Origin of the sequence: Synechococcus sp. R5-13 (assembly GCF_047462015.1) — a bacterium.
In the GTDB taxonomy this organism is placed as follows: domain Bacteria; phylum Cyanobacteriota; class Cyanobacteriia; order Thermostichales; family Thermostichaceae; genus Thermostichus.
This window is the reverse complement of record NZ_JANSIL010000014.1, coordinates 1-24973: the sequence shown is the minus strand read 5'-3', so window position 1 is coordinate 24973 and position 24973 is coordinate 1. Positions and strand designations below refer to the sequence as shown.

The following is a 24973-nucleotide window of genomic DNA, read 5'->3' as shown; positions in this document are numbered from 1 at the left end:
GGCCTTGTGGCGCTTTACTACCCTATCCCCACCCCCACCACCCCGTCAAGATATCCAACCCAAAATTTTTGGCAAGTTTTTGGCGAGAATAGCAGGGAAAAGAAGAAATAAAACTGTTTGAATATTGACATTCTGACTGCAGAGTTAATAAGATGGTTGCGAGGGTCAGGTTTCGGAGAAACTGTGATGCTGACTTTGCGCAAGCGGGAAGAGAGGGGTCATGTCAAGCTCAGTTGGCTTGATACTTACCACTCATTTTCTTTTGGAGAGTACTACGACCCTCGCTACATGGGCTTCCGGGCTTTGCGGGTGATTAACGATGACCGAATCAGCCCGAGTGCTGGCTTTCCGACCCATGGGCACCGGGACATGGAGATCGTTACCTATGTTTTGGAAGGGATCCTTGAGCATAAAGACAGCTTGGGCACGGGATCTGTGATTCGTCCTGGTGAAATTCAACGGATGACGGCAGGCACAGGGATCTGGCACAGCGAGTACAACCACTCGGCAGACGAGGAGGTTCATCTGCTGCAAATTTGGATTTTGCCGGAGCAGGAAAACCTGGAGCCCAGCTATGAACAAAAAGCGACGGGTTTGACAGAGCATCCCAATGAGTTTTGTTTAGTTGCCTCTCGAGATGGGCGCCAGGGATCCGTGATTGTGCATCAGGATGTGAATCTCTATGCAGGGTTGATTGAGCCGGGACGCACCATTCACCGACACTTGGATGAGAAGCGCTACGGATGGCTGCAGATAGCTCGGGGCGATGTGACCCTGGATGGCTTGTTTTTGCGAGAAGGAGATGGCGTGGCTATTGCTAGGGAAAGCGAGCTCAACCTTTTCAGTGAAGAAGGGGCTGAGGTGCTGCTGTTTGATTTGGCCTGAGGATGACTTTTGGCTGAATTCTGGCTGTTTGCCTTGAGCTTATAGTCGTTTTAGGCTGGGGTGAAGCGACTGAACTGCTGAGAAGAGCCTTCTGGCTCCGTACATTCAACGTTTTAGGCGCGGGTGCAGTGTCCTAGTTGGAATCGAAATGACCATAAGTCTTTTGGGATCTCAACTTTTTCTTCTGCTTTCAAGTACTTTCAGGAGGAGAAGTGGATCCCTTCTTCGAGGTTTTGCTGAGTGAATTGAGAAAGAACTTGCTGCCAAAGGTGGCCAGTCTGGGATCCCTTTCCCTTGACGTGTAGAAGGCGGGCTCCTTCCTGCTGGGGATGGGGCTGTAGGCGCAGCCAGAGGTAGGTCGCAGGCAGATGGCGGAGGTACTGGGGCCACTCAATAGCGGTGATCCCACCTTGGCTCCAAAGTTCTTCTAGCCCTAGGTCTTCTAGGAGTGTGGATTCTTTCCCACCGGCGCGAGCGGCAGAAGAGGTCTCTAGGCGGTAGAGATCGCAATGGAAAAGAGGGATCCGTCCGGTGTGGTATTCCTGCACCAGCACGAAGGTGGGGCTGTCGATGGGTTCAGGGATCCCCAAGCCCTGCCCTAGTCCCTGCACAAAGGTGGTTTTGCCGCTGCCCAGATTACCTTCGAGAAGAATGACCAAGCCGGAAGTGGAGCCGAGGCTGCGGCTGGGAGGGGGAGATTTTTGTTGACCTGAAGGGGCGAGGAAGCCAAGGGCGGCTTGAGCTACGAGGGCCCCTAGTGATTGGGTAGCAGCGGCGGATGGCAGCAGCAGAGGGGAGGCTTGCTGCCAGAGCTCTTCATTCTGTTCGCTGGCCATGGCTTACAACTCCTTTGGGGCGGGGATCCCAGGCGAGGAAGTTGCCTCGTTTGGGTGAACAGAAACGCGTTTGGGAGCTGTCAAGATTGCGGCCAGGCCTGCTCCAATGAGCAGCAGGCTCACCCCCTGCGCCACCCGCAGGGATCCCAGCATGAGGCTATCGGTGCGCAGGCCTTCGATCCAGAAGCGCCCCAGGCTGTACCCCACCAGGTAGAGGCCCAAGAGGGTGCCGGGGGGAAGCTGGCGCCGGTAGCTTAAAAAGAGCAGGAGCCCGAAGAGACCAAAGTTCCAGAGGGATTCGTACAAAAAAGTGGGATGGACGCGCGATCCATCAGGCAGCTGCAGTTGTACCCACAGAGGGCTATCCGGAGGCAACACCTTTCCGTAGGCTTCGTTGTTGAAGAAGTTGCCCCAACGTCCGATCCCCTGACCAAGGCTGAGGGAGGGAACAAGGCAATCGGCTAGCAACCAAAAACTCAGCCGGTGCCGCCGGGCGAACAGGTAAAGCGCCGCACTGCCGCCGATCAAAGCACCGTGAATGGCAATGCCCCCCTGCCAGAGGGCCAAGACCTGCCACCAAGGGCCATCTCGATAGCGTTCCCACTCAAAGGCCACATAGTACAGGCGAGCAAGGGGCAGGGATCCAACCACCAACCACACCAGCAGATCAGGCATGGAACTGGGGGGAAGGCCACGCCGAGCTGCCAGATGGCGAGCCAGGAGCAAGCCCAACACCATTGCCAGGCCGATCAATAAGCCATACCAGCGCAGGCTGAACGGCCCCCAACTAAACACAACCGGGCCGGGGGATTGTAAGACCAAAGTCATGACCGTGGGGACATTCCTGAGCAGATCCCTTTAGCCCACTCTACCCGCTCTGCAAGGCTATGCAGAAGACCTGCCCTCACCCCCAGCCCCTCTCCCAGAGGGAGAGGGGAGTTAGGAACCGAGGCAAGGTACGAGCTGACTGCAGTTGGAGGGAGAGGGATCCGCTCAGAGCAAGGCGACAATGTTAGAATGCAGGCTCGATTTTCCACCACGACTCCTGGGGGGGATGCGGGTTATGGCCCGGAAAGCCGCTGCTGTGAACACTGCTGATGACTCGGACAAATTGAAGTCAGAAAAACGCAAAGCCCTGGAGCAGGTGTTAAGCCAGATCGAGCGGAATTTCGGCAAAGGGGCAATCATGCGCCTGGGAGATGCCACCCAGATGCGGGTGGAGACCATACCCAGTGGGGCCATCACCCTCGACTTGGCCTTGGGCGGAGGTTACCCAAAAGGGCGGATTATCGAAGTCTTTGGGCCGGAATCTTCTGGGAAAACTTCAATTGCCCTACATGCCATCGCCGAAGTGCAAAAACAAGGGGGAACGGCAGCTTTTGTGGATGCGGAACATGCGCTGGATCCTACTTACGCAGCAGCTTTGGGGGTTGATATTCAAAACCTGTTGATCTCCCAGCCGGACACGGGGGAGGCCGCCCTGGAGATCGTCGATCAGTTGGTGCGCTCGGCAGCTGTGGATATCGTGGTGGTGGACTCGGTAGCAGCGTTGGTGCCTCGGGCTGAGATCGAAGGGGATATGGGAGATGCCCATGTGGGATTGCAGGCGCGCCTGATGAGCCAAGCGCTGCGCAAGATTGCCGGAAATGTCAGCAAAACCGGATCCATCGTTCTTTTCTTAAACCAATTGCGCTCCAAAATTGGCGGCATAGGCTATGGCCCCCAGGAGACCACCACCGGCGGCAATGCCCTTAAGTTTTATGCGTCGGTGCGGCTAGATATTCGCCGCGTTCAAACCCTGAAAAAAGGTGCGGAAGAATACGGGATCCGAGCGCGGGTCAAGGTGGTGAAAAACAAAGTTGCCCCCCCTTTCCGGCGGGCAGAATTTGACATCATTTTCGGCCAAGGGATCTCCAACATCGGCTGCATTATCGATCTGGCCGAGGAGATGGGCATTCTCAAGCGCCGCGGCTCTTGGTACAGCTACAAGGAGGAAAATGTTGCCCAAGGAAGGGACAATCTGGTTGTCTACTTGAAGGAAAACCCAGAGCTCCTAGCGGAGGTGGAAGCGGCTGTGCGGGAGAAACTTTCTGCGGGGGTGACGGTTTCCGCCAGCCGGCCGGCAGCGATGGAGGAGGGAGAGCAGGAAGAGAATGAGGATGCGGTCTTTGTAGAGGAAGAGTTCTGAGGGAGCAGCTAGCTGTTCAGGGAGCGCTTCCTGAGCGAGATCGCCGCTGGCGCAGGGCCTCGTAGAGCAACAACCCCCCCGTCATAGCGACGTTCAGAGATTCGACACCCTCGGCCATCGGGATCCGCACCTGGGCATCGGCCTGTTGGATAGTCGCTTCCCTCAGGCCAGCCCCTTCGTTGCCCAGGAGAAAAAGGGTAGGGCGGGTGAGATCTTGATCCCAGTAGCAGTTTGCTGTGGGGGAGAGGGTAGCAGCCAAGACTTGGATCCCGTGGCAACGGCAGCTCTGGATCCAGGCGGCTAGGTCGGGCACGACTTGGGGCGGACGGCGAAACCACTGGCCGGCAGAGGCCCGCAAGACTTTGGGGTTTTCGGGATCGACGCTGTCTGCGCTTAGCCAAAGGCCGTCGGCTCCTGCGGCGGCCACGACTCGGATTAGGGATCCCAAATTGCCTGGATCTTGCAGCGTTTCCACCACAAGGCCCAAACGTAACTTGGACCAGGGGGGAGAGGAAATCTGCCAACTGACGGCCACGGCCACAGCTCCTTCGGGAGACTCGGTGGTACAGAGCGCTGCCATGACTTCTGAGCTGACGGCCTGCCGCCGTAGACTCTTGGGCAGATTGGCCAGCAATTGTGGGTAACGCTCAGCCCACTCAAGCGTGTAGCAGAGAGCCTGCAGGGGCCAGCCAACTCGCAGGGCTTCTTCGATGAGGTGGGATCCCTCCACCAAAAAGGCGCCCTGTTCCCGCCGGCCTTTGCTGCGGTGCAACTGCCGCAACTTGCGGATCCAGGGGTTTTTCGGACTGGTCAGCAGCTCAGAAGCCATGTGGCAATGGTTAAGGTACTCCCCAAGTCTTCGGCGTTGCTGCCCTCACCCCCAGCCCCTCTCCCAGAGGGAGAGGGGAGTTAGTAACCGGAGCGGCGCAGCCGTTGGATAAAAAATCCATCCCGATCCTGCCGGTGGGGCCAGATGAGCAGGGGATCCCCTTCAGCAGCCCAATTGGGGTGGCTGTCGAGAAAGGCTTGAATGATCTCCTCGTTTTCGGCAGGGTGCAGCGTGCAGGTAGCGTACACCAACACCCCGCCCGGCTTAAGCCAACGGGCTGCCACCTGCAGAAGCTGAGCTTGCAGGTGGGCCAATTCAGGGATCCGCTCTGGAGTCTGCCGCCAGCGAGCGTCAGCATGGCGGTGCAAGGTGCCTAGGCCGGAGCAGGGGGCATCCAGCAGTACGCGGTCAGCACTCTGCCAGGGGGGCAAGGGGGCAGGGGGTAAGGACTCCGTCCCGCTGACGCGATCGGCAGCAGCGCTCAGGGATAACAGGTCGATGGCCAGGGGACGGATTGAGCTCAAGCCCAGGCGCTGCCTATTTTCCTCCAGGCGCCGCAGACGGTGGGGGTGGCGATCCAAAGCCCAGATTTCCCCCCGATCCTGCATGTGTTGGGCTATTTGGGTGGTCTTGCCGCCCGGAGCAGCGCAGCAGTCGATCACCCGCTCCCCTGGCTGGGGATCCAGGCAATGCACCACCTGCTGGGCACTGGCATCTTGAACGCTCCACCAACCCTGGGCAAAGCCGGGTAGGGCCGTGATGTCGCCGGCATGATCCTGGAGGCGCAAGGCGCCCGGCGCTTCGGGGATGGGGAGGGCAGGGATCCCGGCTGCTGCCAAGGCTTGAATGACTTTATTCACATCTGCCCGCAGTGGGTTGACCCGCAAATCTAGGTGGGGTGGCTGATTAAACCAAGCACACAACTGCTCCGTTTCCACCGGCCCCAGGCGCTCCCACCATAGGCTCACCAGCCAGTCGGGAAAGCTGTGCCGGATCCCCAAAGCCTGAATTGGGTCGGCTGGCAGAGTGTCCTCGAGGGGCTTGAGGGGATCCTTCTCTGGCTGATCCAACACTTGCCGCTGGTAGGCGCGCAAGATGCCGTTCACCACCCCTGTCAGGGATCCCAGCCCCATCTGGCGGGCCAATTCCACGCTGGTGTGGATGGCAGCGCTGGCCGGGATCTGATCCAAAAAAGCCAGTTGGTAGAGGCCGAGATGCAAAATCAGTCGCAAATCGGGGGGCTGCTTGTGGGCAGGACGCTGGGCAAAGCAATCGATCAAGGCGTCGAGGGTGCGACGACGGCGGGTAATGCCATACACCAGCTCGCTGACCAGATGCCGGTCGGCGGGGATCAGGCTGCTGTTGGCCAACAAATGCCCCAGAACCAGGTCGGCATAGGCGTTTTGGCGCTCGATTTTCTGCAGAGCCAACAGAGCCAGTTGGCGCGCGTTCATAGTCATCTCAGGATGTTCTCCCATCGCGTCAGCGGTGTGGAGCACTTTAGGGTCTAGAGATCCAGATCTCCGCTGGAGCAAGACCGCTCCCAGGCGATACTGGAAAAGCCCCTCAAGGGATCCCATCATGCCTTACTCAACTGCTTTTCTGGAGGTGATCCCCGCCATCGACCTTTTGCAGGGCCGCGCCGTGCGCCTCTACCAGGGGGATTATGCTCAGGCGGAACAGGTGGCCGATGACCCCATCCAGCAGGCCGAAGCTTGGGCGGCACAGGGTGCCCCTCGCCTGCATGTGGTCGATCTGGACGGGGCCAAAAGCGGGGATCCAGTCAACCTGCCCATCATTGAGCGCATTGTCCGCAGCCTGGCCATCCCGGTGCAGGTGGGGGGTGGGATCCGATCCCTGGAACGGGCGCGGCAGTTGTTGGATTTGGGGGTGGATCGGGTGATCGTTGGCACCCTGGCCGTGGAGGATCCTGACACCCTGGAGGCGATGACCCAAGCCTTGCCCGGTCGGGTTTGGGTGGGGATCGACGCTCGGCAGGGGCAAGTGGCCACCCGCGGCTGGCTGAGCACCACTCCCCTGCGGGCCACCGAATTGGTGCAACGGGTGGGGGAACAGGGCGTCGCCGGCATCATCTACACCGACATTGGCCGGGATGGCACCCTGGCCGGCCCCAACCTACAACAGTTGCAGGAGATCCTCGCCATCTCCCGCCTGCCTGTGATTGCTTCGGGGGGAATCGGATCGCTAACGGATTTGCTGGCTTTGTTGAGCTTGCCCGGTTTGACGGGGGCCATTTTGGGTAAAGCCCTCTACTCAGGGGCGATCTCCTTGCAAGAGGCTTTGCGAGCTGTGGGGCCGGGCCGCTGGCAAGATCTACCGCCGGAAACCGGATCCCTGTGGGCCTAGATGTCCACCTCGACGCCGAGCGGAAAGCAGCCTCAGCAATGCCATACTGGGCAAAATCGACAGGCAACTGCATGCAACCAACACTGGCCATCGGTGAAGGTTTTCCAAGACATTTTTGTTTTTTTGTTTTTCAGGTCATGTCCTTTCCCGCACTTCGCCCTGCTGTTCGAGCTTTACAACCCGAGTTGGTGACCTGGCGCCGCCACATCCACAAGTATCCCGAGCTGGGCTTCCAGGAGAAGCAAACCGCCGCCTACATCAGCCAGCGCCTGAAAAGTTGGGGGATCCCTCACCAGACCGGCATTGCCCACACCGGCATTGTGGCCACCATTGAGGGAGAGCAGCCGGGGCCGGTTTTGGCGCTGCGGGCCGATATGGATGCCCTGCCCATTCATGAGGCCAATGAAGTCGAGTACCGCTCCGCCATCCCCAACGTCATGCACGCCTGTGGCCACGACGGCCATACGGCCATTGCTATGGGCACCGCCAAGCTGCTGCAACAGCACCGTCAACACCTCAAGGGCACGGTCAAGGTCATTTTTCAACCTGCCGAAGAAGGCCCCGGCGGAGCCAAGCCCATGCTGGAGGCGGGGGTTCTGAAAAACCCGGATGTGGAAGCCATCCTCGGCCTACACCTGTGGAATAATCGCCCTCTGGGCACTATTGGCGTGAAAAGTGGCCCCTCGATGGCCTTTGCCGACCGCTTTCAGATTCAGGTGATCGGGCGAGGCGGACATGCTGCCCTTCCCCAACAAACAGTGGATGCCATTGTGGTGGGATCCCACATTGTCAATGCTTTGCAGACCATTGTCTCCCGCAGTGTGGATCCGCTGCAGCCGGCGGTGGTGACGGTGGGCCGCTTCCGGGCCGGCGATGCCTTCAACGTTATCGCCCCAAGCGCAGAAATTTGGGGTACTGTGCGCAGTTTTCACCCTGAAGTGGCCGATTTGATCCCAAAGCGAATGGAAGAAATCGTTGCCGGCATTTGCCAAGCCTACGGAGCCACCTATGAGTTTCGATTCGAGCGGGGCTATCCGGCGGTTCAAAACGATCCTGCTATGGTAGCGCTGGTGGAACAAGCTGCCCGCCAGGTGTTTGGCCCAGAGGCGAGGATCATCCCAGAGATGACCATGGGCGGAGAGGATGTCTCGTTTTTCCTGAATGAGGTGCCTGGCTGCTACTTTTTCCTGGGATCCGCCAACCCCGAAAGGGGCCTGAACTACCCTCACCACCACCCCCGCTTCGACTTCGATGAGGCTGCCCTTGGCATTGGGGTAGAGCTGTTCCTGCGCTGCATTGAGAACTACACCGGGCAAGCCTTGAGTTAGCGGGAAACCTCGGCTAGGGCCTGAGCAAGTCAGCGGATCCGCTGCCGGGAAGCAGCAAGGGCTTCATAGGTTCTGGGGTGGGACGGGTAGGGGCAGGATCCCCGTCGGTGGGAATGTAGAGGGGCGTTGGGTTGGGATCCCCACCGAAGGCCAGCACAAGGGCTTCCAGCAGGGCCTGTCGCTGTTGCCGGTTCAGGGATTGTACAACGGCTTTGTCTTGGGCGTAGGGGTTGACCGTGAGGCGGTCGGCACCGGGATACCGTTGGGCGATGATTGGCTCATTGGCATCAAAATAGTCCGCCAGCGTCAGTTGCCAGTCAAAGCGGTCGGTCGGGGAGCGACCGGCCACCTGCAGATGGTAAACCATCATCCGCCGCACCAAGGTATCTTCCTCAGGCGTAGGGCCGCCGTCATTGGGGTTAATGGGGGTGTAGACGTTTTCCAGCGGCAGATCCGGCAATGCCTCGTACACCCGCCGCGCCGCTTCGGGGATCAGCCGCAACTGAGCATAGGCAGGCCCGGATCCCAGCAGAACCGCAACGGCAATGCCCAGCAAACCTGGCAAAAGGGCTTGTTTCCTCATCCTGCTCGCCCCAAAACTTGTTTCTGTGAAATGAATTGTATTGCAATCAAGCAGTGGTTTCGGATTGTAGATTTGGCAGATTCAGCGATTGAGATCAGGCCACAGTTGGAGTTTTGGGCCATTGCTAATCAATGCTGAGTCCGTCCACTACCTGAGGTTGAGGACGCGGTTTGAGAGGGGCTGACTGAGCCAAGCGATCCCGCTGGTGGTGTTCTTGAGAATGCCTTTGCCAGAGGCCGAGAATATCCAACGTTTCGCCGCCATGCTGCGTGTAGCGCTGCCGCACTTTACATAACACGGGGGTATTGACGCACACACCGGAGACGATCACCTGACCTTTGCTCAAGGCGGGCAATTCCTGCAACAGATCCCGCCCGGCAGCTTCAACACTGTGACGCAGATTTTCTTGATCGGCAGGGTTGACAATTCGCATTAAAAATTGGCTCATGCATTGCGACAAAATGTCCGAGTCTAACTTGCCAGGGCGTTGCGTGATGAGACCTACCCCCAGTCCAAACTTGCGTCCTTCGCTGAGAATGGTGCGCAGCACCTGTTTGCAACGGGAAGGCTCGTGGGCAGGGGCAAACCGATGGGCCTCTTCCAGCAGAATAAAGACGGGATAGGGCAAGTAATTTTCGTCCCCTGCCTGGATCTTGCCTTTGTGGGTATTGATGCGAGCATAGTTGGCCTGGCGCAAGATGGCAGCGGCGATCACCTGCTGTTCTTCCTGGCTGATCTCGTGCATTTGTAGAATGGTCACCTGCCCCGGCTCAAACAAGTCTTTGGGGGCCAGATGTTCTACATTGCTGAAATAAGGAGAGCGGTCGATCTGTTCTAATTTCCACTCCAAGGCGGCGGCTGAGGATCCTTGGGATCCATCTTCTGCAGAATCGGCTTCATTTACGGCATCGATTAAATCCTGAATCGTCCAGCGGAGTGGGTTAAATTGAGTTGTTCTGCGGAAGGCTTTTTCCAGAAAAGATTTTTGCCGATCGCTGGTTTCCGGCAGCAGGGTCAGAATATCAAAGAAGTTAAGAGAAGATACGCGAATCTTAATTTCCTGTGGTGAAAGAACCTTGACTTTGGGTCGGTAGCCATCTTCCCCAAAAAACTTGGGGTGGGACTGCATTTCTGCCAGCGTGTGGTATTCCCCGTGGGGATCGAAAATGAGGACGGCAGCTCGGTTTTTGGGCAAAAGCAGCTCTTCAATCAAAACCCCTGCTGTATAAGATTTGCCGGATCCTGTCCCCGCCAAAATGGCCAGATGGGTGCTGACCATTTCCTTGACGTCCAGTACTACGGGCACTGCTCCCTCATCGCGCAACAACAGGCTGCCCAAGTGAGCACCCCCAATGGCTGTTTCATCTCGTTTGTTCAAAATTGATTTCAGCAGACGATTGGAGGCCAGAAAAACCTTGGCACCGGGATCCGGAGCGCGGCGGGGGTTAATAAAGCCCATCTTCTGATTGAAATAGCCGATGACCTCGACGGTAACCGCATAGATTTCCGGATTGGGATGGGTGAAGCCCACCAGAGCCACAATGGTGCTGGGATCGATTTCGGTATCGGCAAAGATGCGATCGGGGATGTGATCCAGGAGCTGAACTTGGCTAATTTTACCCAAGATTTGCAGCGTTTGCGATTGGGGATCCTGGACTTCGTAGTAGACGAAATCGCCCACCTTTACCGCTTGGGTATTGGAAGTGATGAAAACATATTGGTTAGAGGTTTCTCCAGGCCCTTTGACGGTGCCAATTACCTCTGGAGAGTCCTCAGTTGGAGAGAGGGTGGCTTCTGGATGGTGGCCATTATCGGTGATTTTTTGGGGCATTAGCGCATCGCTCCTACAGTCATTTTCCAGGCCAATTCTTTGCTTAAGATTTGCAGAGCTCGCCGTTGAGCTGGATCGGCAAACATCGGCGTAATGTCGTTCAAGACTTGGTAGATCAAATGATTGGCAAAGTTGCCGCCGCTACTCAGCAGCAAACCATAGTAGGAAAATTGGGTTTGACCTTGGGGATCCTGGTGAAAGCGCAGGATCTCTTCCCGGCTCATGCGAAAAACCGGCGTGTTTACAGGCACCACCACGCGCGGGATCCCTTGTCGGCCACAGCGGCGCTCTTCATCCAGAGCCCCGATTAAAACCACCGAGAGTAGCGTGCGCACCTCATTCTGCAAATCGGGGGAAAAATAGGGATCCGGCTGGCTGGAAAGGCGCGGCCCAGAATTGAGGAACATCGGATTCAGGAGTTGGGTATTGTAAACCAGACCTACGGCCCAGTGTCGCCGGTCGCTTTCTAGCTTGACAAAGCTGCCGAAGCCATAGTCATCAGGAGTCGGCGGATTTTTGACTTCTAAAGCATCGTCCACCTGCACCACATAATCACAGTGATTGTTGGAGCGAACTACCTTTCCCAATCTCATCGAACTCGTCTCCGCTGTAATTTACTTACTGTTTTCCGGGATAGCCTTAGGTTCAGCTTTTCGCGAGCGGCCCAATCTTGCATGAGGCGTAAGAAAAGGTTGCGATCCTCATTGCGAATAACGGCTATTTGATCGGCTGTCTCCAGCACATAAGGATAACCTCGCCCAATCACCACCTCACAGCGAACCAGATCCACCAACCAGTCCAACAGTCCTGCCTCATAAACCCAAACGGGTATTTCCAAGCGGGCCGGAAAGTTGTCATTGGTGCGCAGGTAAACAAACCCCACTCGCTCTCGCATTTCTTGGTAGCGATTGAGGATCCCATCTTGGGGGTTGAGGCTGCCGCCGCGGGCACAGATGAAAAAAGGTGTGCGATCCCCCCACTCCAACCAGGGACTAAGCAGTTGCGCATCGTGAAGCTGTGGAGCTTCGGGTAGGTCAAAACAATGCTTCAGCAACGCCACCAGATCGGAAGTGTAGGTGGTGTCTATGTAGGCCACGATAGGGATCCGGCTTTGCTCGCTGGCCCGCAAAAGCTGGAGCAAACACTGCACATAGAAATCTTGGCTTTCTGGCTCGAAGACTTCGGCAAAAGTAGCCACCAGCGCCCCATCCAAAAAGGCCAATTTTCGGGATCCCGGTTGAGATTTTTGAATGTATTCTACAAGTCTCTCGATTTCCATTTGAAAGCGGCGCATGTTAACCATTCGCTCTTTCGGTTCGCCGCTGCTGTCGGATCCCAGGTCCCTTGGAGTCAATACATCCACTTGAATGTCTTTTTCGTACAAGCCTGTTGCACAATGATGGTTTTCATACCAGCCGATTTGCACCAGCGCCACCGGTATTGACAGATCTTTGCTGGGATAAATCTGGGATCCATCCACGGCAAAGGTGGGAATATTTTCAATGACCGATTTCGCCCACTCACGGCTTTCTTCGTAATTGGCCCATTCCTGCTCAAAAGGGATCCTCCAATTGGAGTAGCGATCCCACTCTGCAGTAGGTAAAGCGCCTGGGAAAGGGAATGGAGCTATTTTTTCGGCAATCTCTAGGCTTGACCACTGGCACAAGCTTTCCATGGCCTGCTTATAGTATTCTCTGCGCTCCGACAGCCTTTGATCAAAAGTGGCAAAGGCCTCCCGCTTCTGCTGCAGCACCGCCAGGATCCGGTCGGCTCTAAACACCATGGGCGGGATCCCTCCTCACCCAACTGGAGCGCCTTTCCACCCGAATAACATTTTCTGTCATTTGCTCAAAGGTATCGTCGTGGCTGATGACAAACAGCTGCTCAAAAGATCGCAGGTTGGTAATAGCCTCTGCCAGCCGCTGTCGCCGTTGGGTATCCATATTGGTGGTGGGCTCATCGAAAAAGGCAATATTTAGTTGTCCCAACACCTTGAGCAAAGCCAAGCGCACTGCCAAGGCCGCCGACATTTGCTCTCCCCCGGAAAGGCTGGCAAACCGTCGTTTGGGGCTGCCGGCTTCTTGAACGCGGATCTCATAATCGGCTTCCCAGGTCAGGGTGACGTTGGGACGGTTGAGAATTTCTCGGAAGAGGTGATCGGCAGTATGGTTGATCTGCTGCAGGTAGTATTGGGTAATTTGAGGGCCGGCTTTTCTATAGGTATCTCGGCTAAACTTGATAAAGCGGTGTAGGCGTTCTTTCTCAGTTTTTTCTGCCTCGACTTGCTTTAAGCTTGCCTTGGTCTGTTCCAATTGCCGCAACTTTTCCTCAATTTTGCTCAGTTGAGGAGCTAGGCTCTCCAGGCGGGCTTGGGCTTCGGCTTTTTGAATTTCGGTGGCCTGCAGAAGGGATCGAAGATGCTCATGCTCCTGCGGTCGATACAGAGCAGCTAAGGGATCCCGTGCTGCGCGAAGTTGGGAAAGCTGAGTTTGCAGTTGCTGCCGCTGGGCGTTTAGCTCGGCCAGTTCCTGTTCCCGTTGGGGAAGCAATTTGGCGATGGGTTCTGCCTGCAGATAGCGCTCGTGATCTAAACGGTATCGTTCGCGTTCTTCCTGCAGGGATCCCAGCTCTCGATCCAGATGCTCCGTTTGGCATAGGGCCTCCTCGATAGGGTTGAGTGCGGCCTGTAAATCCTGAAGCTGCTGCAGGCAGTTGGCCTGCATTTGTAAATACTGCTTTTCCTGTTTTAGCTCTGCTTTGAGCCGTTCGGCTTGACTTCTGGGATCCCCCAGAGATTTTAAGGTTTTGGCGGCTTTTTCAATTTGGGCTTGCAGGTCATCTTTGGATCCCTCTGTTTGTTCCCAGCGGTCGATCTGGGCTTGTTTTTCTTGCTTGGCTTTCTGAATTTGATCTAGGGCCAACTGGGCCGCTTGGAGTTCATCTTGCCGTCGGGGCAAACTTTGGGCAAGAGGCTGCATGCGGATAAAGGTCTCGTAGTTGTTGCGGTGCCGGCCTTGTTCTTCCCGCAAAGCTGCAATTCTTTCATCCAGATCTGAAAGCGGTTGCAGCTGCTCTTCTAGGGCTTGTATCTGCTGTTGGAGTTGCTGAACATGGGCCGCTATTTGTTGATATTCTTGCTCAACCCTAGACTTGCGGCTGAGATCTCTTTCCAAGCGCTGGATTTGCCCTCTGGGATCCCCCAGTTCTTGCAGCGCCTGGCCAATTTCCTGTTGTTGCCGAAGGAAGGTGGGCTCAGCCTCAAGATCCCAGTGAAGATCATCAATTCTGCTTTGTCGTTCGGCTTGCAACTGCAGCAGTTGCTGAATTTGGGCTTGTAAATCGGGTATTTGTGCGGTTAGGCCGAGCAAGGGTTGCAAAGTCCTGAGTTGTTTTTGGATGTTGGACAACTGCTGACGAAGTTGGGGCTCGGAAGTTTGGGGAGCCAGATCCTGCAAAATCTGATGGATGGACTGGAGCAACTGTTGGCTGAGTGCTGAAGATCGAGTGAGTACCTCTGGGATCCGCTGCCACAGAGATTGAAGTTGGGGATAGTTGTGTCGCTGCGCTTCCAATTCGTCCAGAAGTTGCCGGATGCTGTGATGGTGTTGAGCCAATTGATCCGAGCCCTGCTCAAAAAGGGCTTGTAGCTCCTGTTGAAATTGACGAGCTGCGGCAATGCGGCTGAGCTGAGTTTGCAATCGCTCCTGTTGAGTTTCGAGCGCAGGAATGGCGGCTACCCGCTCCAAATCCGCCTGCCGTTGTCTCAGTTGGAGCTGCAGTTGTTGCAATTGGACTTGGCCTTGTTCCTGCTCCGTTTCCCGTTGTTTGAGTTCAAGGCGCAGAGCCTGAAAGGAAGCCAACTTCTCGCCAAGTTGGGAGTGGCGCTGCTCCAGGGAGGCCTGCCGTTCACACAGGGGTTGCAGCTCAAGTTTTTCCGCCTCCATTTTTTGGAAGATCTGGAGTTGTTGCTGATATTCGGATCCCTGCAGCTCCAATCGATGCAGTTGATGTTGCAAAGTTTCCCGTTGAGCCAGTAAAGTTTGTCGGGTTCGCCGCAGCGCTTCCTGCTCTGCAATGAGGGTTTCCAACTGCAAATAACGGTTGTAGGTCAATTGATGCTGCCGACATATGGCCTGGGCCTGTTCAGCTTCTTGCACTCGGCTTTGTAGCAGTTGACAGCGCTCGGCGTGGGCTGTCCATTCTGCCTGGATCTGTTCCCATTCGCGGTGCAGGTGTAGCAACGTGTTGAGCTGTTGAGTCCAATAGGTCTGCTGACGCTCTAGCTCCTCTTGGGCCTGAATTTGCGGGGTTAGCTCCTCTAGCTCCTGCTTCCAGCGCTGCTGTTGGCTTAACTTTTCTTGAAGTCTTGCCAATTGGTTTTCGATATGCTGCTTTTGCGAGAGCAAAGCATCCCGCTGTTTCAGCCACTCCAAGCGTTGCTGTTGCTGTTTTTCCAGCTCCCGCAAGCGAGCTTCTGTGGCCAAAAAATGCTGAGATCCCTCCCAGTATTGCTGTTGCTGCGCTTGAGCTTGCCTGGCCTCTGCCCATAACTTTTCTGCCTGCTCAAGAGATACCTGAAGCAGGGATCCCTTTTGCTCCAGTTGGGCAATCTGGTGATCTAAAGTTTGGATTTGCTCAAGCCATTTCTCCAGTCGCTCGATCTCAAGCTTAACCTGATCCAGAGTGTGGATCGATTGACTCAAGCGCTCTTGCCAATAACTCAGTTCTTGTTGGATTTTCTGCCGCTCCGCTTGCAGCGGATCCCACTCCTGTAGCTGTTGGCGGAGCAATTCAATTTGATGATTAATGGCCTGAATCTGCGCCTCGCTGTATTTTTCGACCGCCAACAGGTCTTTGGCTACCTGCTGGTACTCTTCCACCTTTAAGATGCGATCGAAAACTTCTTTGCGATCTCGACCGGTTTTGAGAAAGTCTGCCGTGAAAGTCCCTTGGGGCACCCCAATCGTTGTGGCAAAGAGCCGCGCCAGGTCGGTACCGGCAGGTACGCCCAGATGTTGCCTCAGCCACGGCAGCACATCGGACTTGCGCTCATACTCTAGGCGCTGCTTCAGCTGGGGATCAAAGAGACGATATCCCTGCGTTACGCTGCGGCGAACATCGTAGGTGCGCTGATCCCATTGGGAGATAAATTGCACAGTCACCACTGCGTCGTTGGCCCCGGAGCGAATGATTTCTTCTTGGCTGTAGGGGCAGTAGTCGAACAAAACCCAGGCAATGGCTTCCAAAATGCTGGTCTTGCCCGCTCCGTTTTCTCCGCAAATGGCGTTAATACCTGGCTCAAACGTGAAGACGGCATCCTCATGAGATTTGAAGTTTTGTAAAGCGAGAGAGAGGATCCGCATAATCAGTCTTCTGCTCCCCAAAAAGCTCCCCTTAGGTGAGCATACACTTCAGATTCTCCTTGCCCATCCAAAACCTTTTCTTTAAGATCCAAGAGCAGCCGCGCCAGCTCTTCACTGCGTTTGCGGTAGTGGGCATGGCTGCTCAGCAGATCCCTGTAGATTTTCTCTTCGATTTGTAGCCTTTGCTCCTCTTCTTCCAGAGAAAGGGCAGCCGACCCGATTTCCAGAGCGGTGGCCTCGAAGCGAAAGAGGACGAGCAAGGCGCCGGTAATCTGCTGAATCTGCTTCTGAAGGGCGCGGCTATCCAGCTCGTGCTTGGCAAACCCCACCTGCCCCACCAGCCGCAACTCCACCATCGGCTCTATCTCGCTTTCCTGAAGGCGGGATCCCTTAGCCAAGGCAATGGCTGCTGCGGCAATCTGTTCGGGGGTTTCTCTGCCCTTGGCCTCCAGATAGAGCCGGCGGCGGGGCCGCTGATGGTAATCCTGCACCAACTCCGCTTGGGGTGGGCCATCTCCCCAGCGGACGCGATAGGCCCCCCGTTGGAAGTCCCATTCGGCAGTGCTGTTGGCCTCCAGGGATCCCGGGTTGAAGATCCACCCCCCCTCGGAATAGCTTTTGTGAATGTGTCCCAAGGCCAGGTAGCCCACTCCCGCCTCCCGCAAGGGCAACAGATCCCGGTAGCGCAAAGCGCCTTGGTAACGGGCAATTTGGCCTTCTAGACCGTGGTGGAACATCAACACCACCCGTTCTGGGCCGGGGGGCAACCGTCGAATGGCCGCCGCCAACTGCTCAATCGACCGAGGGGCTGCCGATCCGTACCACTGGGATCCAATCACCCGCACCCCACAGGGCAGGTCTAGGTAGCCCCCCCGCCCACCCGCCCAGGGACGCAACTCCAGGCCCTCTTCCCCTGCTTCCGGCTCCAGCAGGATCAACTCCCCGTGATCGGCTAAGTACCTCAGCCAACTGGTTTTCACGCCATAGGGGCGATTGTCGTGGTTGCCCTCAATGGCCAACACCGGGATCCCGGCCTGTTGCAGCTCCCGCAAGACGATCTGGGCTTGGTTGAGAACGCCGGGCTGAATCTGCCGATGCTCGAACAGATCTCCGGCGATGAGCACAAAGTCCACCGGATCCTGAATGGCATAGCGCCGGACAACATCCCGAAAAGCCAAAAAGAAGTCCTTGCTCCGCTCCGGGCTGTCGTAGCGGTCATAGCCCAGATGCACATCGGCCAGGTGTAAAAATGTGCAGGTTGAGCAGGCCATCCCCAGAGCACCTCGGCAAATTGTCCACAGTTTAGCAAACCCATCTTGTTCCCTACCCAAGATATAGGGATCCCTTCCTCTCAATCATCGGGTTCGCCCCGGCTATCTCCACTAGGGGTAGGTGCCGGCTGAGGATCTGAAATGGGCAGCTGCCCTGCCATCCAGAACGGCGAGAGTTCCCTAAGTGGAATTGATCAAATCTGCAATATTGTGCTCCATCTTGTTGCAAATGTTATCGAGGGGCAGATCATTGGGATCCCGGCCGAAGGGGTTTTCAATTTCGATGCCGATCTCTTCAACGCCAAACAACATAAAGCTCAGCCATCCCACAATGGGGCCGGTCATCCAACCCAAACCTTCCACCATCTGAAACGGCAAAGATAAACAGTAGAGCAATAACAACTGCTTCAAGTGCAGGGCATAAGCCATCGGCATTGGGGTCATGAGAATGCGCTCACAGGCCCCCAGCGCATCCACCATGCTGTTGAGCCGCTCCACCATGATCGTGAGCTGGTAGACCTCAACGCGGCCCTTTTGGTATTGGCGCTGCAGATAATCTCCAATCCAAAAGGCAATCTGCAAAGGGGGATGGTTGAGGCTTTGGAGACGTTGCAACTGCTCCGGGCTGAGGAGGGGCTGAATCTCATCCAGCAAAGGTTCCTGGCGCAAGTGCTGTTTCATGGCCATGGCAAAGGCGGGCAACAGATATAGAGTTTGGATCTTCTCTTCCCGGTCGCCGGGTTGCTTTTCTTCAATGGCTACCCAAATCAAGCGGGCCAAATTGCGCACGTCATTCACCACGGATCCCCAGGCTTTCCGCCCCTCCCAGAACCGTTCGTAGGCGGTGTTTGTCCGAAACACTAGCATCAAACCCAAAACGATGTTGGGCACAAACGCCACCAACGACGACAGCGCCAGGGGCAGCCCCAACTTATACAGAACCGAAACCAGCACCCCGGCCAAGCCGCAGATAAAGGCGCGGGGAAGCACTGCCGGTACAACCGATCCTTGCAACTGCAGGGCCAGTCGAAACCAACGCAGCCCCTCTCCTGCAAGATACTTGCGAAGAACCATAGTGCAGCGTCGGCAAGCTTGCCCTCTGATCCTACAGCCACGGCCTGCCGCCCAAGAGGGGATCCCTTGCCCGCCTATCCTGAAAAGCGACAAGGGTGGCCTGTTGGAGATTTTTCAGCTGGAGATTCTGAGATTCTGTAAACGTCAAGAGATGCCCAGGCAAACTTCACGAACAACTTCCAAAACCCCAAGTTACTGTGGTAGACTCTCCGCCAGGCAACGAATTCAACGCTGTTCTGCGACGCCCCAACATGGCTGGAGTCCTCAAGCTCGACATTCAGGAATCGGCTGAAGAGCTCAAATCTCTACTTGGCAAGCAGTCCACACCGACCGGCAAGGAGCGGGTTCAAGCTCTCTACCTGCTCAAGATTGGGAAAGTCAAGACGATGACAGGCTTGGCTGAAATTCTGGGGCGGGACATCTCAACGATTTTTCGATGGTTTCAACGCTACAAGGCCAAGGGGCTAGAGGGCATGTTGACGGTGCCCCGCAACCAAGGGCGCAAACCCCTCATCCCCAAGCCGGTTTTGGAAATCCTCAAGCAGGAGCTGCATCAGCCTGGCCGATTCCGTACCTACAGCGACATTCGCGAATGGCTGCGGGAAACCCACGGTGTGGATGCTTCCTACAAAGTTGTGCATGAAACTGTTCGCTACCGTCTCAAGGTGCGCTTGCGGGGATCCCATGCTAAGCGGCGCAAAAGCGGGAGACAAGCCCCCCAGTTATCCCCCAATCTCTCCTGATCATGGCTGGGCGGCAGGGATCCAGAAACTGCTCTGCAGCAGAGGCGGGCCTGTGGGGGATTCGCTTCCTCCTGCCGGTTCAAGGGTGACGAGAAGGCGGGTCGGCTGCTCAGAATGGATGGGTTGACTGAGCCACTGCAGGGATCCTTCCCCGTTGACGGCAAAAGTGCCGGCGTTTTCCAGCAGTCGTCCCCCTCCCTGGATCTCCGACTCCAGCCACAGTTGATAGGTGCTCCCTGGGGGGGCGGGAGCCATCTCCGAGGCCAAGAGCAGCACCTGCTTGGCATGGGGCGACCAGAGGGCTTGCACCAACAGGGGAGTGCTGAAGCTGGGATCCCGCAGCAGGGTTCGCTGCACTTGCGGCTGTCGTTGCCACTCTTGATAGAGCTGTTGAAGCGCCGCTGACTCTCCCTCGATGGGGGATCCCCACTGCCAGCGCAGCCGCCAGTAGGCCGCTGTTATGGCTACCGCGTAGATCCCCAGCACTGCCAGGCTGCCCCAAAGGAGACGTCGCGGCCCCAGAGGGGCTGAGGTTTGAATGGAGAGGGGGACAGGTAGCCAAGCCCAACGCCGCAGCCGTTCCCTGGCTTGAAAGGCCGTCAACTCGTAGAGCCACAGGGCCACCGAGCGATCCCGCTGCAGGTCAAAGGCATCGGCGTGTTTCCAGCAAAACTCAAACACCTGCCGCACCACCTCTTCTGCCTGGTGAGGTTGCTTGAGAATGGCCAAGGCAATATCCAGCAGGCGCTTCCGATAGCGATCCTTGAGCAAGAAGTGGCTGCGGCGATCCCGCAGTTGGATCTGGCGCATCAACTCGAAATCGGTCAGCTCAGCCATACCACCTCTGGGGCATCCGATGGGCCCATCCAGGCTGATCCTGGCTCAGCCGGTAGCGCCGGGCCGGGAAACTTTCCAGAACTATACACTAGCCCTGGATCTGGCTCCCTTGCGAGCTGACTTTACTTCTGATCGAAGCCGGCTTGGATCCCCCCTCTCGACAAGATCCCCAGTTGCGGCAGCACGTCCCTGGCAGAAGTTGGGATCCCACCCCTCTCCGCGACCCTCAGGCGGCATCCTTCTCCACCACCTTCTCCACCTTTTCCGTGCCGGCAGGCTCGTCATCGCTGCTGGGGTTGTTCATCTCTTGTTTGAAACTCCGCAACGCTTTGCCAAAGGCGCTGCCCAACTCCGGTAGCTTCTTGGGGCCAAACACGACCACCGCGATCACCCCAATCACGGCCAGCTCTGGCAGGCCCATGCCGAAGATGCTCACGGCCAAGATAGGTTCGCTCGGCAGCAGAATAGTCATAAGTCCCCAAAACCTGAAAAGTAGAACAGACGGATCAACCCAGCTTGCAAGGGATCCATCCGTCCCACTCTAACAAGTTCTTCTCCCATGCAGAAAGGGATCCTTTGGCAAGGACTTCTCCCATCCTGCCCCCGGCCCACTCAAGACATAGGATGGTGCTATCCCTTGCCCGATGTTTTTGTTCAGAACAAGCCATGCCTGTCTCCTACGATATTGTGGTCATTGGCGCTGGTGCGGCGGGTTTGGTGGTGGCCAGCGCTGCTGCCCAACTGAAGGCCAAGGTGCTGCTGGTGGAAGGCAGCGACCGCTTGGGCGGCGATTGCCTCTGGTATGGCTGTGTGCCCAGCAAAGCCCTTCTTCACGTGGCCCATACCGTCCATCGGATTCGCCAGGCCATGGCTGCCGGTTGGGTAACTCTCCCCGGCCCAGCAGGGATCGCGGTGGATTACCTCAAGGTGTACGAACACATTCGCTCTGCCCAGAGCTACATCGCCAACCACGCCGATTCGCCAGATCGCTTCCGCCAACTGGGGGTGGAACTGGTGTTTGCCAAGGGCCACTTTGTGGATGGGCGCACCTTTGAGGTGGCAGGACGGCAGGTACAGGCGAGGGCTTTTGTCATCGCCACCGGATCCCGTCCTTGGGTTCCCCCCTTGCCAGGCTTGGCCGAGGCGGGCTATCTGACCAACGAATCGATCTTTGACTTGACCCGCTTGCCCAAATCGGTGGCGGTGATAGGGGCGGGGCCGGTAGGCTGCGAGTTGAGCCAAGCTCTGGCCCGTCTGGGATCTGAGGTGACCCTCATTGCCAGCCGCGAGCGCATCTTGCCCAAGGAGGATCCCGAAGCCGCCCAGGTGGTGCAGCAACAGTTGACCCAAGATGGGATCCGCATCCTCACCCGGGTACGCGCCACAGCAGTTGGCCAAGAGCAAGGGGCAAAGCTGCTTTCCCTAAAGGCCAATTCCGGGGCAGGCACCGCCGCTGCAGGTGATCAAGTGATCCGTGCAGAAGAGATTTTGGTGGCCGCCGGTCGGATCCCGAACGTGGAAGGGCTGGGTCTAGAAGCCGCCGGCGTGCAGTACACCCCCCAAGGGATCCAGGTGAATGCCAAGCTGCAAACCCGCAATCCCCGCATCTACGCCTGTGGGGATGTCATCGGCGGGCCGCAATTTACCCATGTGGCGGCCTACGAAGGGGCAGTGGCCCTGGTCAATGCCCTGTTTTTCCCCCTCAGCCAAGCGCGTTATCGTGTCATTCCTTGGGCCATCTTCACCGAGCCGGAGCTGGCCCGTGTGGGCCTCACCGAAAGCGAAGCCCGGCAGCAATACGGCAAGGATGTGGTGGTGCTCAAACAGGAGTTTGCCGATGTGGATCGGGCCCAGGCAGAAGCCGCCCCCCTGGGCTTTGCCAAATTGATCTGTCGACGCAACGGCCAGATTTTGGGGGCGCACCTGGTGGGATCCCAGGCGGGAGAGCTGATTCATGAAGTGGTTTTGGCCATGAGCCGGCGGCTGCCCGTCTCTGCCCTGACCGGGATCCACATCTACCCCACCCGCTCGGAGGTGAACGCCAAGGCGGCCCTGCAGCACCGCAGGCAACAATTGGCCACCAACCCCCGCCTGCAGAACTTCTTGCAGGGATTCTTTGCCTGGAGGCGGGCCTGGAGCTGACAGCGCAAACTGGGGGTCAGCCACCGCTAGACTAGAATGGTCATTTACTGAGGGTTCCCGATGGGCTTTCTCCTGTCTGCCGAACAAGTGGGTCAGTTTGTTTCCAACCAATGGCAGGATCCCTATGCCGTTTTGGGCCCCCAGCAGATAGAAGAGGCCGGGAAATCCTTTGGGTTGGTGCGCGCCCTTGTGCCCAATGCTCGGCAGGTTTGGCTGGTGGAACGCGCCACTGGACAGGCTTACCCGATGCAGCCGCTGCACCCGGAAACGCTATTCGAGCTGCGCTTTGAGCCGGGAACCCCTCTGCCGGACTATTTTTTGCGGGCCCAACGGGTCTGGGATCCCCAAGGGGAACACTTGGAAGAATGGGAGGATCCCTACCGCTTTCCCTTGGAGAAGGTCAACCACATTGGCGAGCTGGATCGCTACTTGTTCAACGAGGGGAATCACCACCGCATTTACGACAAGCTGGGCGCTCATCCCATCACGGTGGACGGGGTGAAGGGGGTGCATTTCGCCGTCTGGGCTCCCAACGCCCGCAACGTCAGCGTTATCGGCGATTTTAACCACTGGGACGGGCGTCAACACCAGATGAAGCGGCTGGGCGAAAGCGGCATCTGGGCGGTGTTCATCCCCGGCATAGGGCCAGGCGCCATCTACAAGTACGAGGTGAAAACTTCCTGGGGGGATATCTACGAAAAATCGGATCCCTATGGCTTTCAACAGGAGGTGCGCCCCAAAACCGGCTCCATCGTAGCCGACCTCAACACCTACACCTGGCACGACCAAGCCTGGCTGGAAAAACGCGCCGCCACCGACCCCCTGCGCTCGCCGATTTCGGTTTATGAGGTGCATCTGGGATCCTGGATGCACGCCTCGGCTGAAGATCCACCTGCCGAAGGGCAAAGTGTGCTGGTGGACCAAAAGCCCAATACTCGCTTCCTCACCTACCGCGAGCTGGCGGACAAGCTAATCCCCTATGTGAAGGAGCTGGGCTTTACCCACATCGAGCTGTTGCCGGTGGCAGAACACCCCTTCGATGGCTCTTGGGGCTATCAGGTGATCGGCTACTATGCCGTAACATCCCGCTATGGATCCCCGCAAGACTTTATGTATTTTGTCGATCGGGCTCACCAAGCCGGGATCGGCGTGATTGTCGATTGGGTGCCCGGACATTTCCCCAAAGATGGGCATGGGCTGGCTTTTTTCGACGGTACTCACCTGTACGAATACGCCGACCCTCGCAAAGGTGAGCACAAAGGCTGGGGCACTTTGGTTTTTAATTATGGCCGCAACGAGGTGCGCAATTATCTGGTGGCCAATGCCCTTTTTTGGTTCGAGAAATACCACATCGACGGGATCCGGGTGGATGCGGTGGCCTCGATGCTTTATCTGGATTATGACCGCAAAGACTGGATCCCCAATCCCTACGGCGGGCGGGAACACCTCGAAGCCATCGACTTTTTCCGGCAGCTCAATACCCTCATTTTCAAATACAACCCCGGTGCGCTTTCCATTGCCGAAGAATCTACTGCTTGGCCGATGGTAACTTGGCCAACCCATGTGGGTGGGCTGGGCTTCAACTTGAAGTGGAACATGGGTTGGATGCACGACATGTTGGATTATTTCCACATGGATCCCTGGTTCCGCCAGTTCCATCCCCATTTGGTCACCTTCAGCCTCATGTATGCCTTCAGCGAAAATTACATGCTGGCCTTTTCTCATGATGAGGTGGTGCATGGCAAGAGCCACATGTTGGGCAAAATGCCGGGGGATCATTGGCATAAGTTCGCCAGTCTGCGGGCTTTGTATGGCTACATGTTCACCCACCCTGGCAAGAAAACCTTGTTCATGAGCATGGAGTTTGGCCAGTGGAATGAGTGGAACGTTTGGGCAGATCTGGACTGGGGGCTGCTGCAGTATGAACCCCACGCCAAGTTGCGCCACTATGTGGCCAGCCTGAATCACCTGTTGCGCTCTGAGCCTGCCCTGTATACCCAAGACACCAAGCCAGAAGGGTTCCGCTGGATTGACTGCAGCGACCATCGCGGCATTGTTTCCTTCATCCGCTATGGGGAGGATCCCAGTGAGTGGGTGGTGGTGGTTTGTAACTTCACGCCGGTGGTCTGGCCCAATTACCGCATTGGGGTACCGGAACGAGGTTTTTATCGAGAGCTGCTCAACAGCGATGCTGTGGAGTTTTGGGGCAGCGGGGTAGGCAATTTGGGGGGCAAGTGGACAGACGACTGGGCCTACCACAACTTGCCCTACTCCCTCGAGCTCTGCCTGCCGCAACTTTCTACCTTGGTGCTGAAATGGCAGCCGCCGCAGCCGGTCGAGTCCCAGAATTGACACCCTGCTGGCTTCCTTCCGCCGCACTGGGAGGACGGGTCTGGAGACTTCGTTTTTTGGCCATTTGTAGTCCTTTCAAGCTGGATTGAGACAATCCCCAAGCGCTCCATACCGCTTCCGAGATCACCCCCAGTCCTCTTCCCAGAGGGAGAGGGGAGTTGGGAAGCAATGGGATGGAAATGTTTCATTTCGTTTCATTCTTATTTAAAATGACTGTGGGCGTGGGTGCAGTGTTCTAGTTTGAATCGAAATGACCATAAGGCAGACATAACTGAGTGCTACGGGCAGGTTTTTTCTGAGAGGATTTCAGCAATGGCCGCAGCCACCCGCTCTTGTTGACAGGT

Annotated in this window: 20 protein-coding genes; 7 read left to right on the top strand and 13 right to left on the bottom strand. The window is 56.8% G+C overall.

The features are described from left to right. Nucleotides 1-186 precede the first annotated feature (186 nt). The gene (locus NW840_RS01110) at nt 187-885 is read left to right on the top strand and encodes a pirin family protein (RefSeq protein ID WP_414341852.1); all 699 of its coding nucleotides are present in this window, start codon (nt 187-189) and stop codon (nt 883-885) included. Between the two features lie 200 nt (nt 886-1085). On the opposite strand, the gene tsaE is transcribed toward NW840_RS01110, so the two are convergent. Further along, a complete protein-coding gene (gene tsaE / locus NW840_RS01105) occupies nt 1086-1721 on the bottom strand; it encodes a tRNA (adenosine(37)-N6)-threonylcarbamoyltransferase complex ATPase subunit type 1 TsaE (RefSeq protein ID WP_414341851.1) in 636 nt (211 codons plus the stop codon). A 3-nt stretch (nt 1722-1724) separates the two neighbouring features. Continuing rightward, nucleotides 1725-2549, bottom strand: a complete 825-nt coding sequence (gene lgt / locus NW840_RS01100; protein WP_414341850.1) for a prolipoprotein diacylglyceryl transferase — start codon at nt 2547-2549, stop codon at nt 1725-1727. A gap of 235 nt (nt 2550-2784) precedes the next feature. Between lgt and recA the strand changes: the two genes are divergently transcribed. After that, a complete protein-coding gene (recA, locus tag NW840_RS01095; RefSeq protein WP_414331989.1) occupies nt 2785-3909 on the top strand; it encodes a recombinase RecA in 1125 nt (374 codons plus the stop codon). Between the two features lie 16 nt (nt 3910-3925). Here the strand turns inward: recA and NW840_RS01090 are convergent, their stop codons facing one another. Together NW840_RS01090 and NW840_RS01085 are read right to left on the bottom strand one after the other, a co-directional pair. Continuing rightward, a complete protein-coding gene (locus NW840_RS01090) occupies nt 3926-4738 on the bottom strand; it encodes a TrmH family RNA methyltransferase (protein WP_414341848.1) in 813 nt (270 codons plus the stop codon). An 80-nt stretch (nt 4739-4818) separates the two neighbouring features. Next, entirely contained in the window at nt 4819-6192 is a 1374-nt protein-coding gene (locus NW840_RS01085; RefSeq protein ID WP_414341856.1) for a 16S rRNA (cytosine(967)-C(5))-methyltransferase, read from the bottom strand. 148 nt (nt 6193-6340) lie between these two features. Here NW840_RS01085 and hisA point away from each other — a divergent pair, with 148 nt between their 5' ends. Together hisA and NW840_RS01075 are read left to right on the top strand one after the other, a co-directional pair. After that, nucleotides 6341-7105 (top strand): 1-(5-phosphoribosyl)-5-[(5-phosphoribosylamino)methylideneamino]imidazole-4-carboxamide isomerase, encoded by a 765-nt coding sequence (gene hisA, locus NW840_RS01080; protein WP_414341854.1) that lies wholly within the window; start codon nt 6341-6343, stop codon nt 7103-7105. Nucleotides 7106-7242: 137 nt separating this feature from the next. Further along, on the top strand, nt 7243-8433 hold the full coding sequence (locus tag NW840_RS01075) for a M20 metallopeptidase family protein (protein ID WP_414341847.1): 1191 nt from the start codon (nt 7243-7245) through the stop codon (nt 8431-8433). 13 nt (nt 8434-8446) lie between these two features. Here the strand turns inward: NW840_RS01075 and NW840_RS01070 are convergent, their stop codons facing one another. The 7 genes from NW840_RS01070 to NW840_RS01040 all read right to left on the bottom strand — a co-directional run bounded on the left by NW840_RS01070 (nt 8447) and on the right by NW840_RS01040 (nt 18555). Continuing rightward, entirely contained in the window at nt 8447-9016 is a 570-nt protein-coding gene (locus NW840_RS01070) for a hypothetical protein (protein ID WP_414329892.1), read from the bottom strand. Nucleotides 9017-9140: 124 nt separating this feature from the next. After that, entirely contained in the window at nt 9141-10847 is a 1707-nt protein-coding gene (locus NW840_RS01065) for an ATP-binding protein (protein ID WP_414341845.1), read from the bottom strand. Beyond that, complete coding sequence (locus NW840_RS01060; RefSeq protein ID WP_414341843.1) at nt 10847-11440, bottom strand: hypothetical protein; 594 nt, start codon at nt 11438-11440, stop codon at nt 10847-10849. The genes NW840_RS01065 and NW840_RS01060 overlap by 1 nt, the downstream gene beginning before the upstream one ends. After that, nucleotides 11437-12630 carry a DNA double-strand break repair nuclease NurA gene (locus tag NW840_RS01055; RefSeq protein ID WP_414341841.1) on the bottom strand — a complete coding sequence of 398 codons (1194 nt, stop codon included), beginning with the start codon at nt 12628-12630 and terminating at the stop codon, nt 11437-11439. The genes NW840_RS01060 and NW840_RS01055 overlap by 4 nt, the downstream gene beginning before the upstream one ends. Then, nucleotides 12620-16210, bottom strand: coding sequence for an AAA family ATPase (locus NW840_RS01050; RefSeq protein ID WP_414341840.1), 3591 nt, complete (start codon nt 16208-16210; stop codon nt 12620-12622). Before NW840_RS01050 ends, NW840_RS01055 begins: the two co-directional genes overlap by 11 nt. A gap of 2 nt (nt 16211-16212) precedes the next feature. After that, a complete protein-coding gene (locus NW840_RS01045; RefSeq protein ID WP_414341838.1) occupies nt 16213-17481 on the bottom strand; it encodes a metallophosphoesterase family protein in 1269 nt (422 codons plus the stop codon). Nucleotides 17482-17661: 180 nt separating this feature from the next. After that, a complete protein-coding gene (locus tag NW840_RS01040) occupies nt 17662-18555 on the bottom strand; it encodes a bestrophin family protein (protein ID WP_414341837.1) in 894 nt (297 codons plus the stop codon). Between the two features lie 197 nt (nt 18556-18752). On the opposite strand from NW840_RS01040, the gene NW840_RS01035 reads away from it, so the two are divergent. Further along, nucleotides 18753-19298: a helix-turn-helix domain-containing protein gene (locus tag NW840_RS01035; RefSeq protein WP_414341835.1), complete on the top strand. Its 546-nt coding sequence runs from the start codon at nt 18753-18755 to the stop codon at nt 19296-19298. On the opposite strand, the gene NW840_RS01030 is transcribed toward NW840_RS01035, so the two are convergent. Beyond that, nucleotides 19299-20135, bottom strand: coding sequence for an anti-sigma factor domain-containing protein (locus NW840_RS01030; protein WP_414341832.1), 837 nt, complete (start codon nt 20133-20135; stop codon nt 19299-19301). 226 nt (nt 20136-20361) lie between these two features. After that, complete coding sequence (gene tatA, locus NW840_RS01025; protein ID WP_011433563.1) at nt 20362-20607, bottom strand: twin-arginine translocase TatA/TatE family subunit; 246 nt, start codon at nt 20605-20607, stop codon at nt 20362-20364. A gap of 194 nt (nt 20608-20801) precedes the next feature. On the opposite strand from tatA, the gene NW840_RS01020 reads away from it, so the two are divergent. Next, the gene (locus NW840_RS01020; RefSeq protein ID WP_414341830.1) at nt 20802-22277 is read left to right on the top strand and encodes a dihydrolipoyl dehydrogenase family protein; all 1476 of its coding nucleotides are present in this window, start codon (nt 20802-20804) and stop codon (nt 22275-22277) included. A gap of 60 nt (nt 22278-22337) precedes the next feature. Continuing rightward, entirely contained in the window at nt 22338-24629 is a 2292-nt protein-coding gene (gene glgB, locus NW840_RS01015) for a 1,4-alpha-glucan branching protein GlgB (RefSeq protein ID WP_414341827.1), read from the top strand. Nucleotides 24630-24973 lie beyond the last annotated feature (344 nt).

What these genes read in the sequence shown, in the direction of transcription:
- NW840_RS01110 (WP_414341852.1), top strand. Translation starts at nt 187, where the DNA reads ATGCTGACTTTGCGCAAGCGGGAAGAGAGGGGTCATGTCAAGCTCAGT.
- tsaE (WP_414341851.1), bottom strand. Translation starts at nt 1,721, where the DNA reads ATGGCCAGCGAACAGAATGAAGAGCTCTGGCAGCAAGCCTCCCCTCTG.
- lgt (WP_414341850.1), bottom strand. Translation starts at nt 2,549, where the DNA reads ATGACTTTGGTCTTACAATCCCCCGGCCCGGTTGTGTTTAGTTGGGGG.
- recA (WP_414331989.1), top strand. Translation starts at nt 2,785, where the DNA reads ATGGCCCGGAAAGCCGCTGCTGTGAACACTGCTGATGACTCGGACAAA.
- NW840_RS01090 (WP_414341848.1), bottom strand. Translation starts at nt 4,738, where the DNA reads ATGGCTTCTGAGCTGCTGACCAGTCCGAAAAACCCCTGGATCCGCAAG.
- NW840_RS01085 (WP_414341856.1), bottom strand. Translation starts at nt 6,192, where the DNA reads ATGAACGCGCGCCAACTGGCTCTGTTGGCTCTGCAGAAAATCGAGCGC.
- NW840_RS01075 (WP_414341847.1), top strand. Translation starts at nt 7,243, where the DNA reads ATGTCCTTTCCCGCACTTCGCCCTGCTGTTCGAGCTTTACAACCCGAG.
- NW840_RS01070 (WP_414329892.1), bottom strand. Translation starts at nt 9,016, where the DNA reads ATGAGGAAACAAGCCCTTTTGCCAGGTTTGCTGGGCATTGCCGTTGCG.
- NW840_RS01065 (WP_414341845.1), bottom strand. Translation starts at nt 10,847, where the DNA reads ATGCCCCAAAAAATCACCGATAATGGCCACCATCCAGAAGCCACCCTC.
- NW840_RS01060 (WP_414341843.1), bottom strand. Translation starts at nt 11,440, where the DNA reads ATGAGATTGGGAAAGGTAGTTCGCTCCAACAATCACTGTGATTATGTG.
- NW840_RS01055 (WP_414341841.1), bottom strand. Translation starts at nt 12,630, where the DNA reads ATGGTGTTTAGAGCCGACCGGATCCTGGCGGTGCTGCAGCAGAAGCGG.
- NW840_RS01050 (WP_414341840.1), bottom strand. Translation starts at nt 16,210, where the DNA reads ATGCGGATCCTCTCTCTCGCTTTACAAAACTTCAAATCTCATGAGGAT.
- NW840_RS01045 (WP_414341838.1), bottom strand. Translation starts at nt 17,481, where the DNA reads ATGGCCTGCTCAACCTGCACATTTTTACACCTGGCCGATGTGCATCTG.
- NW840_RS01040 (WP_414341837.1), bottom strand. Translation starts at nt 18,555, where the DNA reads ATGGTTCTTCGCAAGTATCTTGCAGGAGAGGGGCTGCGTTGGTTTCGA.
- NW840_RS01030 (WP_414341832.1), bottom strand. Translation starts at nt 20,135, where the DNA reads ATGGCTGAGCTGACCGATTTCGAGTTGATGCGCCAGATCCAACTGCGG.
- tatA (WP_011433563.1), bottom strand. Translation starts at nt 20,607, where the DNA reads ATGACTATTCTGCTGCCGAGCGAACCTATCTTGGCCGTGAGCATCTTC.
- NW840_RS01020 (WP_414341830.1), top strand. Translation starts at nt 20,802, where the DNA reads ATGCCTGTCTCCTACGATATTGTGGTCATTGGCGCTGGTGCGGCGGGT.
- glgB (WP_414341827.1), top strand. Translation starts at nt 22,338, where the DNA reads ATGGGCTTTCTCCTGTCTGCCGAACAAGTGGGTCAGTTTGTTTCCAAC.